Source organism: Paenibacillus taichungensis (genome assembly GCF_003287275.1).
In the GTDB taxonomy this organism is placed as follows: Bacteria; Bacillota; Bacilli; order Paenibacillales; family Paenibacillaceae; genus Paenibacillus; species Paenibacillus taichungensis_A.
Map to the genome: position 1 here is coordinate 67,046 of NZ_QEVW01000019.1, position 15,823 is coordinate 82,868.

Annotated in this window: 6 protein-coding genes; 4 read left to right on the forward strand and 2 right to left on the reverse strand. The window is 46.1% G+C overall.

The annotated features are described in order from the left end of the window. Positions 1-20: 20 nt before the first annotated feature. Entirely contained in the window at positions 21-602 is a 582-nt protein-coding gene (locus tag DC345_RS25620; protein ID WP_258530806.1) for a GNAT family N-acetyltransferase, read from the reverse strand. Between the two features lie 419 nt (positions 603-1,021). On the opposite strand from DC345_RS25620, the gene DC345_RS25625 reads away from it, so the two are divergent. Continuing rightward, positions 1,022-5,467 (forward strand): endo-1,4-beta-xylanase, encoded by a 4,446-nt coding sequence (locus DC345_RS25625; RefSeq protein WP_113055613.1) that lies wholly within the window; start codon positions 1,022-1,024, stop codon positions 5,465-5,467. Between the two features lie 188 nt (positions 5,468-5,655). Here DC345_RS25625 and DC345_RS25630 read toward each other — a convergent pair whose 3' ends face one another. Beyond that, a complete protein-coding gene (locus tag DC345_RS25630) occupies positions 5,656-5,862 on the reverse strand; it encodes a DUF2536 family protein (protein WP_110001732.1) in 207 nt (68 codons plus the stop codon). Between the two features lie 267 nt (positions 5,863-6,129). On the opposite strand from DC345_RS25630, the gene DC345_RS25635 reads away from it, so the two are divergent. From DC345_RS25635 to DC345_RS25645, 3 genes are all read left to right on the forward strand, one after another. Continuing rightward, positions 6,130-7,281, forward strand: coding sequence for a response regulator (locus tag DC345_RS25635; protein WP_113055614.1), 1,152 nt, complete (start codon positions 6,130-6,132; stop codon positions 7,279-7,281). Continuing rightward, positions 7,271-10,315 (forward strand): sensor histidine kinase, encoded by a 3,045-nt coding sequence (locus tag DC345_RS25640; protein ID WP_113055615.1) that lies wholly within the window; start codon positions 7,271-7,273, stop codon positions 10,313-10,315. The genes DC345_RS25635 and DC345_RS25640 overlap by 11 nt, the downstream gene beginning before the upstream one ends. A gap of 257 nt (positions 10,316-10,572) precedes the next feature. Then, positions 10,573-15,681 (forward strand): Ig-like domain-containing protein, encoded by a 5,109-nt coding sequence (locus DC345_RS25645; RefSeq protein WP_181586733.1) that lies wholly within the window; start codon positions 10,573-10,575, stop codon positions 15,679-15,681. The last annotated feature ends 142 nt before the right edge of the window (positions 15,682-15,823 follow it).

Sequence of the window (15,823 nt, forward strand, 5' to 3'; positions counted from 1 at the left end):
AATATCATCACTAAAAACATTCAGGCAGTAATACATGAATATGCCCTGGGCATGATCGGTTGCAAAATGCTGCGAAACAGGTAGTCTTTCGGATGCAAATTTGTGGATAAGGCGCAAATCCTCCGCGTTAGTAACATCGAGTTTCCGAAGGTTCTCAGGCTCGGGTGATTTTTTTGCCTTATAATCCATTGAAAAAAGATGTTCTTCCACAGGCTTAAACCCAAACTTGGGTAAAAATCAAGCACCGATTCATTGGCAAAAAGGTACATGAGGTCGTACTTGTTGTCGTATTCCTCTAAAATCTTGTTCATTAAACGAGTGGATAGTCCTTTCCCTCGATAATCGGGATGTGTCATCACCGTTCCGATTTGAATTGCTTTTTTCTTTTCCCCATGAATGATGAGTTCAATGATGTTAACAGAAGCGTTGGCAATAACCTGGTCTCCATCTACAAATGAAAAAGGTATATATCGTTCTCCCCAAAACCCTTGTTGGTACCAATTTTCAAATTTTATATCAAAAGTGTTAGCAGCAAGTTCGAAGAAACTTGTTCGAAGTGTTTCATTGTTTCTATAATCCTTCTTAAATATAAATTCCTGCATTGTATGTTCCCCCTTAATCCGCAAAAGTGACTGTCTGTATATTAATGGTATTATCCAGTACTTAAACTGATATATCAAGCATCGTTCACGGAAATGCATGACTGTGGATTTTATGTATTTGATAGAGATTTATCATGATATTGAACATAACAATTTCGTGACGAGTAATGAACACCGTTTCAGCTTATATAGCTTATCGAATTTATTGCCGCGACCTGATCATCGGAAAGAAGAGCAAGTCTGTACGAGTATCAGAGTTGGAAGAGTTCTGTAAAAAACTAAGATTCCCCTTTAATTTGGAGTAAGAATTCTCTTCCATGAAGTGGTATTATCTGGGGTGAAAGGAGGTTGGCTACAGCAATTTATGTAAGCGCTTCATATGTTTTATAAAAAATTTGGTGTGGGGGGAATGCTTCGAAATGAGGAAATCATTTAAGCAGGTCGTTTCCGGGTTACTCGCAGCGGCTCTGCTTCTTCCGGGCGGCTTGATAGCTCCGGAAGTTAGCGCTGCGGATCTAGCGGCATCTAATTCACAAATTGTGTATCAGGAAACATTCCAGAATGGTCAAGGCAAGGTGACTCAATCAGGTGGTGCCCAGTTGAGCACTGTAACAGGTAAGTCGTTTGAAGGCAATGATGATGGAGCAGCTTTAAAAGTTAGTAACCGATCTAATAACTGGGATGGCGTGGACCTTGCTTTTGATGACCTTGGTTTGTCCGTTGGCAAAGAGTATTCTGTAACCGCTTCCGTTTATGTAGATACGGATGCTAACCCACCTGCAGCTGGTAAAGCCATTCTGGAGATTGTATCTAATAAGGGCGTTGCTGGCTCAGAAGGATACACTGGAATTAGCTCTGCTGACTTTAAAGCAGGACAAGGCATTACGCTATCCGCCGCTCTCTCCGTAACCAGTGTGGAGAAGACAGCTCTGCGAATCAAGTCTGATGAAGCAGATAAGGGTGTCTCTTTCTATATTGGGAATATCACGATCACCCAGACAGTAACACCTGTCGAACCCACGGTAGTCCTTAACCAAAGTTTTGAAGATGGAAATACCGGAGGCTGGAGCAAGCTGGGTTGGGGATCGAACGGGGATACTGCGGTCGTTGATAACTTAGCCTCCGAAGGCACGAAATCTCTGAAATTCTTCAACCGGGCCGATGAGAAGGCTGTTCCTGCTCTCGTACTTACGGGCAAAATGAAATCCGACCGTAAGTATGATATTTCCCTCAAGGTTAGACTCGGTTCAGGTGAAGGTCAGTTCCATCTGGCTTCCAAGATAGATTCTGAAATATTGCCGGATGGTCAGAAGTATCCTTGGATTATAGGGAATAAAAATGTAACCGATTCCAACTGGACTTTATTTGAAACCAAAGGCTATGAAATGCCTTCCAAAACGAGCGAGGTCATCATCTATGTTGAACCATCAAACAATACGTTAACCTCGGATATTTACATTGATGAAGTCATCATCACCGATGTAACCCCTGATCAAACCGCGCCGGAAAATGTAGATAAAACGGGCATCTCTGCAGACTTTGAGAATGGTCTGGAAGGATTCAAAGCACGGAACGGCCGTGAAACGGTAGTCCTTTCCGAAGACGATAATCATACATCTGGCGGCAAGCAAAGCTTGCTTGTGACGACTACGGCACAATATGATGCAGCCTTGGTTAATGCTGATGGCAAAATGGCAAAGAATCATGAATACGAGCTCTCTGCTTGGGTGAAAATGGCTCCTGGCGAAGCACCTACAACCCTTCGTATTAGTGTTCAATATGCAGACAGCGGCTTTGCGAACGTTTCATCAAATGCAACCGTTACCGATCAGGATTGGGTTCACTTAACGGGTAAGTATACGCTCACCACTACTCCAAGCGTGCTTAATGCTTACATTGAAACAGCAAACAATGACGGCGGCAACCGTACCTTCTTCTTGGATGACTTTACTCTAAAATATGTGGGACCCGTAGCTGCTGCACCTCCGATCCAAGAAAATCTTCCTAATCTCAAGGATATTTACGAGGATGATTTCCTGATTGGGAACATTGTTAATCCGTCTACCTTTGACGAGACACGGCTCAAGCTTCTGAAGAAACATCACAATGTCGTCACGTTTGAGAATGACATGAAGCCGGATTATGCATATAACGCGGACAGACAATTTGATTTCACCGCAGAAGATGCTCTTGTCCAAAGAGTAAAGGATGCAGGCCTTGATTTGCACGGTCACGTGCTTGTATGGCATGCGCAGTCACCAACATGGCTTTATACGGCAGAGAGTGGTAAACCATTGAGCCGTGAAGCAGCTCTGACGAATCTAAAAACACATGTTAAAACGGTTGTTGAGCACTTCGGTGACCAAGTTATTTCCTGGGATGTTGTCAATGAAGCGATGAACGATAACCCGGCTAATCCGGAAGACTGGAAAAATGCATTGCGTAATTCAGGCTGGTTACAAGCCATCGGCCCTGAATTTATAGAGGAGGCATTCCTTGCGGCAAAAGAAGTCATTGATGAAAATGGCTGGGATATCAAGCTTTACTACAATGATTACAATGATGACAACCAGAACAAATCTACAGCCATCTACAGCATGGTGAAAGAGATCAATGAGAAGTACGCCGCAGATCACCATGGCGAGAAACTGATTGATGGCATCGGCATGCAAGCCCACTATAATTTGGGTACGAGATTGGACAATGTCAAGATGTCGCTCGAGCGTTTTATTTCCTTGGGAGTAGAAGTCAGTGTCACCGAGTTGGACATTATGGCAGGCACCAATTCTACAATTACTGAAAAAGAAGCAAAGCAGCAGGCCTATCTGTATGCTCAATTAATGGATCTCTATAAGAAGAACAGTGCGCATATTCCACGTGTGACCTTCTGGGGATTGAATGACAGCACGAGCTGGAGAGCCGAGCAGAATCCAACCTTGTTTGACAAGAATTTTCAAGCAAAAAAGGCGTTCTACGCGGTAGTTGATCCGCAAAAGTACATGTTGGAAAATCCACCCGAAGCCCTTGAATACAAGAAATCAAGCGCGCACTATGGGACACCAACTATTGATGGCTCTGTAGACAGTGTATGGAGCCAAGCTCCTGAAATGAAACTGGATACGAAGCAAATGGCATGGTCAGGTGCGACAGGAACAGCAAAAGCACTGTGGGATGACGACAATCTGTATGTGTTGGTTCAGGTCAGAGATGATCAACTGAACAAGTCCAACCCGAATGCATGGGAGCAGGATTCCGTTGAAGTATTCGTCGATGAAAATAACGGCAAAACGTCCAGCTTCCAAGATGATGATGGACAATACAGAGTGAACTTTGAAAACGCAGCTTCCTTTAATCCTGCGGAAATCGCTGCAGGCTTCGAATCCAAAGTCACTGTTTCCGGTACCAACTACACCGTTGAAATGAAGATTCCGTTCAAAAAGGTTAAGCCTGCGAACAATGCCAAAATTGGTTTTGATGCGCAGATTAATGATGCGAAAGACGGCAACAGAATCAGCGTGAATGCATGGAATGATCCATCTGGTCAGGGTTACCAGGATACGTCCGTATTCGGTGAATTGACGCTGATTGGCAAACCTTCTTCTGGTGGCAACAACGGTGGCGGTAATAACAGCGGGGGGAACAATGGTGGTAGCAGTGGCGGATCAAATTCCGGGACTACTCCGCAACCTCAACCACAGCTTCCAGACAACGACTCCAAGATAGTACCGGTAATTAAGGTCGAAAATGGAACAGCCACAGCAACCATTTCAAGCGACAGCCTGAATAAAGCGATTGAAAAAGCTTCTCCAGGTGCAAATGGCAAGAAGCTGGTTACTATCGAAGTGCCGAAGCAGGCCAATGCCCAATCCTATGTGGTGCAGATGCCGACTTCCATCCTGCAAAGCAACAATAATGTTGAGTTTGTGCTTAAGACGGAGAATGCAACACTTCGAATTCCGTCCAATATGCTTTCTAATATTACGGAGCAAGCCGATCAAGTCTCTATTCAGATTAACAAAGTCTCAGCAGATCTTCTGGGCGCAGATGTTCGCGCTATTGTGGGCAGCCGTCCGGTGATCGATCTAAGCGTAAAAGCTGGTGACCGACTAATTGCCTGGAACAATCCTGCGGCGCCTGTAACGGTATCTGTTCCGTACACGCCTGCTGCACAGGAGCTTGTCAATGCACATCAAATCGTGATTCTTTACATTGACAATCAAGGCCATGCAACAGCCGTGCCAAGCGGACGCTATGATGCTAAAACCGGTTCGATGGTGTTCAAAACAACTCATTTCAGCACTTATGCAGTAGCCTACGTAACCAAGACCTTTGCCGATGTGCAAAATGTCCTGTGGGCAAAACAAGCAGTCGAAGCGATGGCTGCACGCGATATTATTAAAGGAATCTCTGATGACAGCTTCGCTCCTGCAGCTTCCATCACGAGAGCCGACTTTATCACCTTGCTTGTCAGAGCACTTGAGTTGAAAGGTCCGGGCACGAACACGGCAGCCTTCAGCGATGTACAGCCAACTGCTCACTATGCACAGGCTGTGGCCATTGCCAAAGAACTTGGAATTGCCTCTGGATTCGAAGACAACACATTCAAGCCAGGCAACAAGATTTCCCGTCAAGATATGATGGTTCTTACGGCGAAAGCATTAAAGGCAGCAGGTAAGCAATCTGCCGGTAACGGAAATCTGGCTCCTTATTCCGATGCTGCAAGCATTTCCACTTACGCGATGGATAGTGTAACTTCCCTCGTAGGAAGCGGAATCGTCAACGGCAAAGATGGCAAAATCGCGCCAGGCGAACCATTGACCCGTGCTGAAGCAGCGGTGATTCTGTACCGCATCTGGAACATGTAATTGTAAAATTGAATTGAACAAGCTGATTAAAAAGATTACCCCCGTCTATTTATCTAGACGGGGGTAATTCTGCTAGTTTATATCTAATACACGGCGGCGGGGTAAATGTAGATACCATAATCTACAGATTCCATGGGTTCCGAAATGACCTGCCACATGTAGCGTTAACAACGTGAAAACCTCGTGCATCACTCTGCAGCAAAATGCACGACTGCACTATATAACATCTTATTTCGAAGGGGGTCGAACGTCACTTGATGCTGAACCTGTTTCACACGCAGCAGCAATGCCTTGTTCATTCCGATTCGGTCCTCGATCGACCGTTCCAGTTCATTGAAGTCATAAGCCTGCAAGCATTCGACTTTGTCTTTGATAATATCCAGTGTAATTTCCATGTTTGATCCAGGCCTCCTCCATGTCACAATTGCAGGTACAAAAGCCTGCCAAGCTTTTATTGTAGAGCAGCTTCTCCAGTTCGACAAGAGTAATGGAAAAAAATGAACAGCGAAACTTAGTTGTTTGAAGATTGCCCATGGCAGAAAACGAAAAGAATCTAATGAGACGAAGGTACCCGCCCGATAAATATATAAATCATCATCAAATGTGAACATTGACTCAAAGCCGCCAGCCCTTAGCTTGAACCAAAAAGGAGTCAACAGCCAATGATACGTGTCATGTTAATTGACGATGAAGCAGATGCATTGAAATTGCTTGAAATATTGCTTAAACAAGTGGGGAATGTCGAAATTGCCGGGACGTATCTCAATCCCATTCAGGCAATCGATGCTCTAAACGAAACAATGGTCGATGCAGTGTTCTTAGATATCCAGATGCCCGGTATGAAGGGAACCGAAGCTGCCCGGCGCATCAGAAGCATCTCTCCTGAGCTACCCATTATTTTCACGACTGCCTACGCGGAATATGCACTGGAAGCGTTTGAGATCGATTCTACGGATTATTTGCTGAAGCCTTTTACGGTAGGCAGATTAGAGAATACAGTAGCACGGATAATCAAAAACCTATACAAGGCAGACCTAGCGCCGCCCAATAAAGCTCCTGTTCCGTCTGTTCAATCTCTTGGAGGGTTTCACATCGTTTCACCGCTCAAGACCGGCACAGAAATAGTGTGGAAAACAAAAAAAGAGCGAGAGCTCTGCGCATTTCTGATTCATCATGAAGGCAAGAGTGTGAATGCTGGCGTCATTATTGAAGCGTTGTGGCCGGGGTATGACCTCGACAAAGCCAAGTCGTATTTGTACACTTGTCTTTCTTATCTTCGGAGAAGCTTGACGGATCAAGGTATTCCTATCCATATCCGTAAAGGAAATCAAGGTTTCTCCGCTGAACTGAACGATATTACGACAGATGCCTCTCCATTCGAGACATTATTGAACCGAATATTGGACGAAGAGAATATGCATGAGAAGCATTACCATCAGATGAACGAGATGTACACCGGAGATTATATGGGTGAATGCAATTTCGACTGGGCTATTGCCAGACAGTTGGAGATCAAATCATTGTATGTTCGTGTTCTTCGCAAATGGAATAGGTATTACCATGGCCTAGAGAAGCTCTCACTTGCAGCAGATAGTTTACAGCGATTGCTGACAATATTTCCAGACTCCGAGATCGACGGCCGTGCGCTGATCAGACTCCATCTGAAGCTCGGCAACCGGAGTGAGGCGTACCGTGTATGTTTGCAGTTGGAACAGGCTGTACGCATTCAGCTTGGAACAGAATTAGAGGAGGAAACGATGTTACTGGTTCAACAAACGATGGAAAGGCAGAGTGCACAGTCTAATGAATCGTAAAATCATTGCGGCACTTATAACAATAGCGATGCTGTTTGCTACTTATGGGTTATTGCTGACATATTTCACAGTGAATAAGAAAACGATGCCGATTGCAACAAATGGAACGATGGATTTGACCGAATGGGCTTTTGAAGAGAACGGCATCGTTCGCTTGGATGGACAATGGGAGTTTTATCCCCATCGACTGCTCTTCAGTCGGCCACTCGATTCAGATAGTACGAGAGATCAGGCACCTTCATTGATTCAGGTACCTGGTTATTGGGCAAAGCAGATGAATACGTTGGGCGTGGCTACATACCGGTTGAGGGTTCTAATTGATGATGACAATGTCGTATATGGGATTAAAACGGCTGCCGTTCTGATCTCTAACAGGCTTATCGTCAATGGTCAAGTCGTAGGCTCCAGCGGAGACCCTAGTCTGAAAGAAGATTATGGGGCACTTAATAAGCCATATGTCAGTTACTTCACACTAAAGCATGGTTGGAACGATATTCTGGTCGAGGTTGCTAATCACGAATTTAAGGTTGCTAGCGGAATTGGTGAATCGATTCAATTTGGTAAGGCTGATCAGATTTCAAGAATTCGGGATCTCGCGACAGCACATGACTGGGTGGTATTGACCGCCTTTCTGATCATGGGACTATATTTTATCGGTTTATTCTCTCAGCGGAGGAACGATCTCTCGCTTGTTGTATTTGGACTCGTCTGTTTGTTTATCGCAGCGTTTACAAGTGTCAGTGGCGAGCGGGTGTTGTTTGATGTGATTGGGCCATTCCCATTCTGGCTCTATTTCCGCATTCAAATGGTGGTGACCGTTGGGGTAGGCGTAGGCTTTTTCCTGTATGTGTATACCGCATTCCGCCCCTACAGCCACAAATGGCTTACTAAAGGAAGCTTAGTTACAGGGACATGTTTAATCCTTTTGCATTTGGGCTTTGCTACACAGATTACAACAGGACCGGTACGTCTTGTGACGTCACTATATGTCACGTTTGCATTGCTGTACGCAACCTATGTGTTTGTTCACGCAGTTCTACATAAGGTAGCTGGCAGTTGGTATCTTGCCGTGGCGGCTATGGCGTTAAACGCTCTAATTTTGAACCAGAACTTGAACGTATATTTCGGAGTACCCATCTATTCGTTGGCACCAGTCGAGCCGTTCCTTGTGCTCCTCATGCTTGCACTGTTGATGTCGCTTCGCTTTTCCAATGCTTTTCAACGGATTGAGGAGCTTTCCGAGCAATTGCTGGAGGCAGACAAACACAAGGACGATTTTCTTGCGCGTACCTCGCATGAATTCAAGACGCCTCTGCACGGCGTGATGAACATATCGCGATCCATGCTTAATGATGTTGCCAATCCGGTTACAGTTGGGCAGCGAGAAAAGCTACAATTAATGATTGAGATCACCAGAAAGCTGTCTCAGCTTGTCTATGACATTCTGGACTTGTCCAAACTGAAACAGGGAGAATTCAGGATCGTGCTTGCACCAGTGGATGTGCGTTCTGTCGTGGAGGTTCAGATCCGTTTCTACGCCTATCTCTGTACAGAGAAGAATATTCAACTCATCAATCAGGTTCCAGCGGACTTACCTCTCGCGCAAGCTGACGAAAATCGGATAAGCCAAGTCATCAGTAATTTGCTCGATAACGCGATCAAGCACACGGAGCATGGAACAATCGTTGTTACCGGGAAAGAACACGGAGGGTTGCTACAATTCGAAGTTAGGGATACAGGTGCAGGCATTGATCCAAAAAATCTGCCGCATATTTACGAGCCGTTTAAATCCATGGAGGAAACACGGAAACGCGGCTTCGGGCTTGGGCTGCCAATTGCGAAGCAACTGATCGATTTGCAAGGAGGTAAGCTAGCTGTAATGTCTACGTTGGGAGTGGGTACTACCTTTACGTTTACACTGCCGACGGCATTACAACATAGCGATCCTTGGGTTCCTTCATCTACTGCCTATAATCATCCCCTGGAGAAGGAATATTCATTTTCGACGCCTTATGTTATGAATGCTGAAGGCCAACGTACGGTATTAATCGTCGACGATCAGTATGTGAATCTGAAGGTCTTGCTGGATGCGTTGCAATCGCTCAATTATCGTGTTATTGCGGTTAAAGATGGATACGAGGCACTGGAGCAGATCGACCAACCAGGCAGAATTGATCTGGTCATTCTTGATCTCATGATGCCTGGTATGTCTGGATATGAAGTCTGTCTAGAAATTCGCAAACGGTATTCACTACTGGACTTGCCTGTACTCATGGTAACAGCAGCGCTGCAACCGCAGGATAAGGTGGCAGCCTTCCAGGTGGGAGCTAACGATTATTTGCCGAAACCATTTGATTTGGAAGAACTGAAAGCTCGAATCGGAAGCTTGCTTGCCATGAAGGAATCGTTGGGGCGGGCAGTACATATGGAGGTGGCATTCCTTCAATCACAGATCAAGCCACATTTTCTATATAATGTCCTTAATAGCATTGTATCTTCCAGTTATACAGATGTAGAGCGTGCGAGGAACATGATTGTTTCTCTGGCAGATTATTTACGTGGAAGCTTCCGGTTCAGTAATACGAATGAACGTATTGAATTTGATGAAGAATTCCAGCTTATTCAAACGTACGTGGAGATTGAGCAAGCAAGGTTTGGGGATCGAATCTGCTTCGAATATGATATTCCCGAAGCGGCTTATCGTTCGAAGATGCCGCCGCTGCTGTTACAGCCTTTGGTTGAAAATGCAGTTCGTCACGGCATCGGGGCTCGAATCGAAGGCGGAACGGTAAAGTTGACAGCAGAGAGATCCGAAGGTGATTGGTTATTCACTGTAATTGATGACGGAGTCGGAATTTCTCCTGAGCGAATAGATCTGCTATTGGAACAAAACGAATCGAATGGTGAGCACGGGGTAGGCTTGCGGAATATCAATAAGAGACTTAGATTTGAATACGGGACTTCACTGGAACTTGCGAGCGAGCCGGGGCGTGGAACGAGTGTTGCCTTTCGTATTCCTGATATACAGTCTTAAGGGAAAAGTGCGTAGTATCACAGGGTTCCATCGTATTTGCGATGGGGCTTTTTTGTATGCGTTGAAAAGTTAATATATCGATTGATATGGTCGAAGTATGTCGAATGGAGTCAATTTTTAAGGTTTTTTTAAGGTGCCGTCCGTTATGCTGAGCATACATGTATAGATGCATCAATAGAACGAGAAGGCGGAGGGATAGATGCGCAATGATTTCAGTGAGAACAATAAGTAAGAGATACAACAGACATTTTCGAAGAATGGCACACTTGTTGCTAGCCATCATTCTCTTTATACCATCTTTGGTGATTGGGGGCGGGGTCACTTCCGCAGCATCCGGCTGGTCGATCATTGATGGGTACGGACCAACTGGAATCAATGTAAATCCATCCATGAGGGGCGAAAAACCTGCCATAGTGGAATGGAATGGTGAAATCTATGTGGCATGGCGAGAAAGTATCCAGAGTACGCCTACGATCAACCAAATCAGAGTGAAGAAATTTAACGGATCAAATTGGGTTAGTGTTGATGGGGCTCATCAAACAAATGGTTTGAATTATGATGTCACCAAAGATGTCGAGTCTCCGGCTCTAGCTGTTTATGACAATGCGCTGTATCTGACATGGACGGAGAAGAATGCTTCTTCTATTGAACAAATTAGGGTTAAAAAATATGACGGTACAAGCTGGATGAGTGCCGAGGGCGGGAACCCGGTCGGAATCAACGTCAATCCCTCCGTAAAAGCGACCGGTCCGAAATTGACTGCATTCAAAGGCGACTTGTACGCTATATGGGGAGAGGCAGGTAAAATTCGCGCGAAGAAATACAATGGCACCACGTGGACAAGTCTCGACGGTGGCGGAACAGATGGGTTGAATGTAAACCCTGGCAGTGGAGCAAGTGGGCCAGCTATGGTTGTATTTGGCAATGATCTATATGCAATGTGGGCTGAAAAAGTAGGCACAGGCTTCAATATATTGCGGGTAAAGAAGTATGACGGAACCAACTGGATTGTGGCTGATGGTGGCACAGGCTTAAATAAGGTAAGTTGGAATAACGCAATAACCCCATTTCCAACGGTTATCAATGATAATTTGTACGTCACATGGGTGGAAGCTCGTGGGGGTCAATATAGCACGGATGATCAGATTCGTGTCAAGAAATTTGACGGCATCACTTGGACTAATATAGATGGAGATGGTGAATATGGCATAAATGTAAGGACTGGATTTCGAGCTTTCGAGGTTCAATTAGCGGGTTTGAATAATGAATTATATGCTATTTGGTCCGAAAATTCGGGAGAAATGGCTAACGGAGTCCCCGTTTTCAAGATCCGCGTGAAAAAGTATGACGGCAATGGATGGGTTTTAGCCGAAAATGGAAGAAATGGTGGCTTGAATGCTTTTGGAACTAAAACCGCCAGCAACCCTGCCATAACAGCAATGAATGGAGCGCTGTATGCGGTGTGGGACGAGAATGACAGAACAGTGGTAAATATAAGGGCAGCCCAATTTACGCCGCCACCTCCACCAAGCGTCACCAGCGTTACTATGAATCCAGTTACGACAAGTATCATGCAAGGTGGTAGCAGACAACTATCGGCTGTTGTTAATGCAGTAGGAGAGGCGCCAACGACGGTGACATGGAACAGTAGTGACGCCACGAACAAGGTCGCAGTAAATTTTACGGGTTTAGTAACTGTTGCACGGGACGCAACACCAGGTGATTACATGATCACGGCGACTTCCACATACGATAACACCAAAAAAGCAACAGCAACCGTTACGGTAACATATGCACCAGCGGTTCAGAGTATAACGGTTAATCCAAGTACTGCTAGCCTGATGCAGGGAGAAAGCACCCAGTTAACGGCAACGGTAGTGGCAGTAGGTGGAGCGCCAGATACGGTAAGATGGTATAGCGGTGATCTCAGTAATAAAGTAACAGTTGATGAAACGGGGAAGGTAAGTGTGGCAACAGATGCTAGTCCGGGTGACTATACCATTACAGCATCTTCCGCTTATGATACTGGCATGAGAGAATCGGCCATTATTACGGTGACGTATGCACCAGCCGTTAATAGCGTTAGCGTCAGCCCAGATACCGACAGTTTGATGCAAGGAGAGAGCAGACAGCTGGTAGCAACGGTAAACGCTGTAGGTGGGGCGGCAACAACGGTGACGTGGGTCAGCAGTGACACGGATAACAAGGTTGCGGTAAGCGATACCGGCTTCGTAACGGTTGCAGCAGATGCTGTGCCAGGGAACTACACGATTACGGCAACTTCAACGGTAGACAGTAGTAAGTTGGGTACAGCAACCATGACGGTGACGTATGCACCAGCAGTAAACGGAGTTATCGTTACACCTGATCCAGCAAGCATTGTGCAAGGAGATAGCTTGCAGTTAGGGGCTGTCGTTGAAGCAGTAGGTGGAGCCTCAATGGATGTAACGTGGAGCAGCAGCGACCTTACCGGGAAAGTTGTGGTAAGTAATACAGGCTATGTAACGGTTGCAACAGACGCTGTACCAGGGGACTACACGATTACAGCTACATCAATTGAAGACGGCAGCAAAACGGGAAGGGCAACCGTTACAGTGACGTATGCGCCAGCCATTCACAATATCACTGTCAATCCGGAAAGTGCTAACGTCGCGCAAGGAAGAAGCGAGCAACTCACCGCCACGGTAACTGCGGTGGGTGGAGCCGATCCATCCGTGATGTGGACAAGCAACGATTCCACCAACAAGGTAACGGTGAGCACCACGGGGAATGTTAGCGTTGCTTCCGACGCTGTGCCAGGTGACTATATCATTACAGCAACCTCAGTGTCCGATCTAACCAAGGTTGCAACGGCAGTAATTAAGGTAACGTATGCCCCGGCCGTAAACAGCGTCATTGTTAATCCGACTACGGATACCCTGATGCAGGGAGAGAGCAGACAACTGACGGCAACGGTAGACACCGTAGGCGGAGCCGATGTAACGGTGACGTGGAGCAGTAGCGATGCAACGAATAAGGTGAAGGTCAGCGATACAGGTTATGTTACGGTTGAAGCCGATGCTGAGCCAGGGGAATATACCATTTTCGCGACTTCTACAGTAGATATCAGCAAAAAAGGTAGCATGGTTCTTACGGTAACAGCAGCTCCAACATATACGATTGCTGCGATTGAAGATCGCACATTGGAATCTCTATTGCTCGGCTATGAATCTGGTACTCAGGAAACGACTACCGTTTCCATTCAGCATACGGGTACGGGAAATCTGGTTCATTTATCTGCATCTCATGGCGGGGATGATTCGGATGCCTTTGTGATCACACAGCCGGATACTGAATTGGCCGCTGGAGAACAGACCCATTTTACCTTGCGTGCCAAGGACGGATTGCCAGCAGGAACATATACAGCTACGGTTACTTTGACGGCAGATCACATGTTGCCTGTCACTTTCAAAGTAACACAGGCAGTAAATCTGCCTAATGCGCCAGCCAACCCTCGGAATCTGACAGCTGAACCTGGGGATGGTCATGTAACGTTGAAATGGGAAACGGAACCCGATGTAGAGTATCGGATTTATATGGCAACAGATGATGATCCTGACCAAAGGGTTGAAATCACAGACAAAGCATCGTCACCTTATACGATTCCTGAGTTGGTTAACGGTAAGACCTATTACTTTGTTGTAAAAGCAGAGAATAAGGGAGGGCTTAGTGAAGCCTCCAATCAGGTCAGCGTTACTCCATCAAGCGCTCCGGGGGCACCAACAGATGTGACGGCGACTCCGGGCAACGGACAAGCCACTGTGAGATTTACAGCGCCAGCCCATGATGGTGGAAGTCCAATTACGGGATACGAGGTGACTGTATGGCCAGGGAACACGATAATTACAGGAAACGCTAGTCCAATTATAGTTCCAGGATTGAGTAATGGAACAAGCTATACGTTCACGGTGAAAGCCATTAACGGTGCAGGTAAAAGCACAGACTCAGCTAAGTCCAATGCAGTTGTGCCTACAGCGGGCTCTACTCCGCCAACCAATCCGCCTGTAACACAAGCTCCATCGACCACACCAGTAACACCTGTCAAACCACCGACAACAGCGCCTACAACGGCAACGACAGGTGTTGATATTCTGGTTAATGGGAAAGTAGAGAATGCTGGACAAGCGACAATATCCCGGCGTGATCAACAAACCGCTTTGACGATTGTGGTGGATCAGCAGAAGCTGAACGATAGATTGGCAGCGGAAGGACAACATGCTGTTGTTACGATTCCCATTCGTCAAACGTTTGACATCTTTGTTGGTGAGCTTACTGGCGAAATGATCAGGACGATGGAAGATTATCAAGCTGTACTGGAATTCCAAACGGAGCAAGCTTCATACACCGTGCCTGCAGGGCAGATTCGCATTGGGAAGATTGCGAGTCAAGTTGGAGGGTCTAACGACTTGCAGGGAATCAAGGTACAGATTGAAATTGCAGCTCCGACCTCTGTTCAATCGGACATTGTAGGGCGCGCAGTCGCTCAGAATGAGTTGACGCTAGTTGCACAGCCGCTTAACTTTACAGTTAATGCTGTTTATGGTGATAAGTCCGTTGAAGTCAAAAATTTTGATGCTTATGTCGAGAGAACGATTGCTATCCCAGATGACGTGGATCCGAACAAAATTACAACTGGCGTTGTCGTGGAGCCAGACGGATCGGTTCGCCATGTTCCGACCAAAGTACGTCAAAACAATGGAAGATACGAAGCTCAAATTAACAGTCTTACCAATAGCACATATGCAGTGGTATGGCATCCGCTACAATTTGGTGACGTAACGAATCATTGGGGTAAAGATGCTGTGAACGACATGGGATCTCGAATGATTGTGGAAGGCGTTGGCAACGGCAACTTCAACCCTGATCGAGCCGTGACTCGCGCAGAGTTTGCCGCAATCGTTGTTCGTGGTCTAGGACTTCGCCCGGAGAGTGGAGATACACCATTTTCGGATGTTCAAACCACGGATTGGTACAACGGTGCGATTCGTACAGCACATGCTTATGGACTGATCAACGGCTTTGAGGATGGTACTTTCCATCCGAAAGAAACCATTACGAGAGAACAGGCGATGGTCATTTTGGCAAAAGCAATGACGATTACTGGGCTGACAGACAGCTTGGATACAGAATCTTTAGATACAACGCTCCAGTTGTTCCAAGATGAGACTGCTGTATCCTCCTGGGCACGCAGCAGTGCAGCAGACAGCGTGAAGTCCGGTCTTGTGCAGGGTCGCAGTCAATCTTTACTTGTACCTAAGGGTCAGATCACACGTGCCGAGATTGCAACGATTATGCAGAGATTGCTACAGAAGTCGAATTTAATCTAAGTAGTGATAGGTGATTAAACGATTCATGCAGTAATGGCAGGTATATCGCCTGGCTAAGAGAAAAGCGGAACGAGGGCTAGAACCAGCCTTCATTCCGTTTTTTTCATTTAGGATGTAGAGTTTTATATTCATATTCCTAATC

Bases quoted from the DNA above. Each gene is read 5' to 3' on its own strand.
- DC345_RS25620 (WP_258530806.1), bottom strand. From the start codon at position 602: ATGCAGGAATTTATATTTAAGAAGGATTATAGAAACAATGAAACACTT.
- DC345_RS25625 (WP_113055613.1), top strand. From the start codon at position 1,022: ATGAGGAAATCATTTAAGCAGGTCGTTTCCGGGTTACTCGCAGCGGCT.
- DC345_RS25630 (WP_110001732.1), bottom strand. From the start codon at position 5,862: ATGGAAATTACACTGGATATTATCAAAGACAAAGTCGAATGCTTGCAG.
- DC345_RS25635 (WP_113055614.1), top strand. From the start codon at position 6,130: ATGATACGTGTCATGTTAATTGACGATGAAGCAGATGCATTGAAATTG.
- DC345_RS25640 (WP_113055615.1), top strand. From the start codon at position 7,271: ATGAATCGTAAAATCATTGCGGCACTTATAACAATAGCGATGCTGTTT.
- DC345_RS25645 (WP_181586733.1), top strand. From the start codon at position 10,573: ATGGCACACTTGTTGCTAGCCATCATTCTCTTTATACCATCTTTGGTG.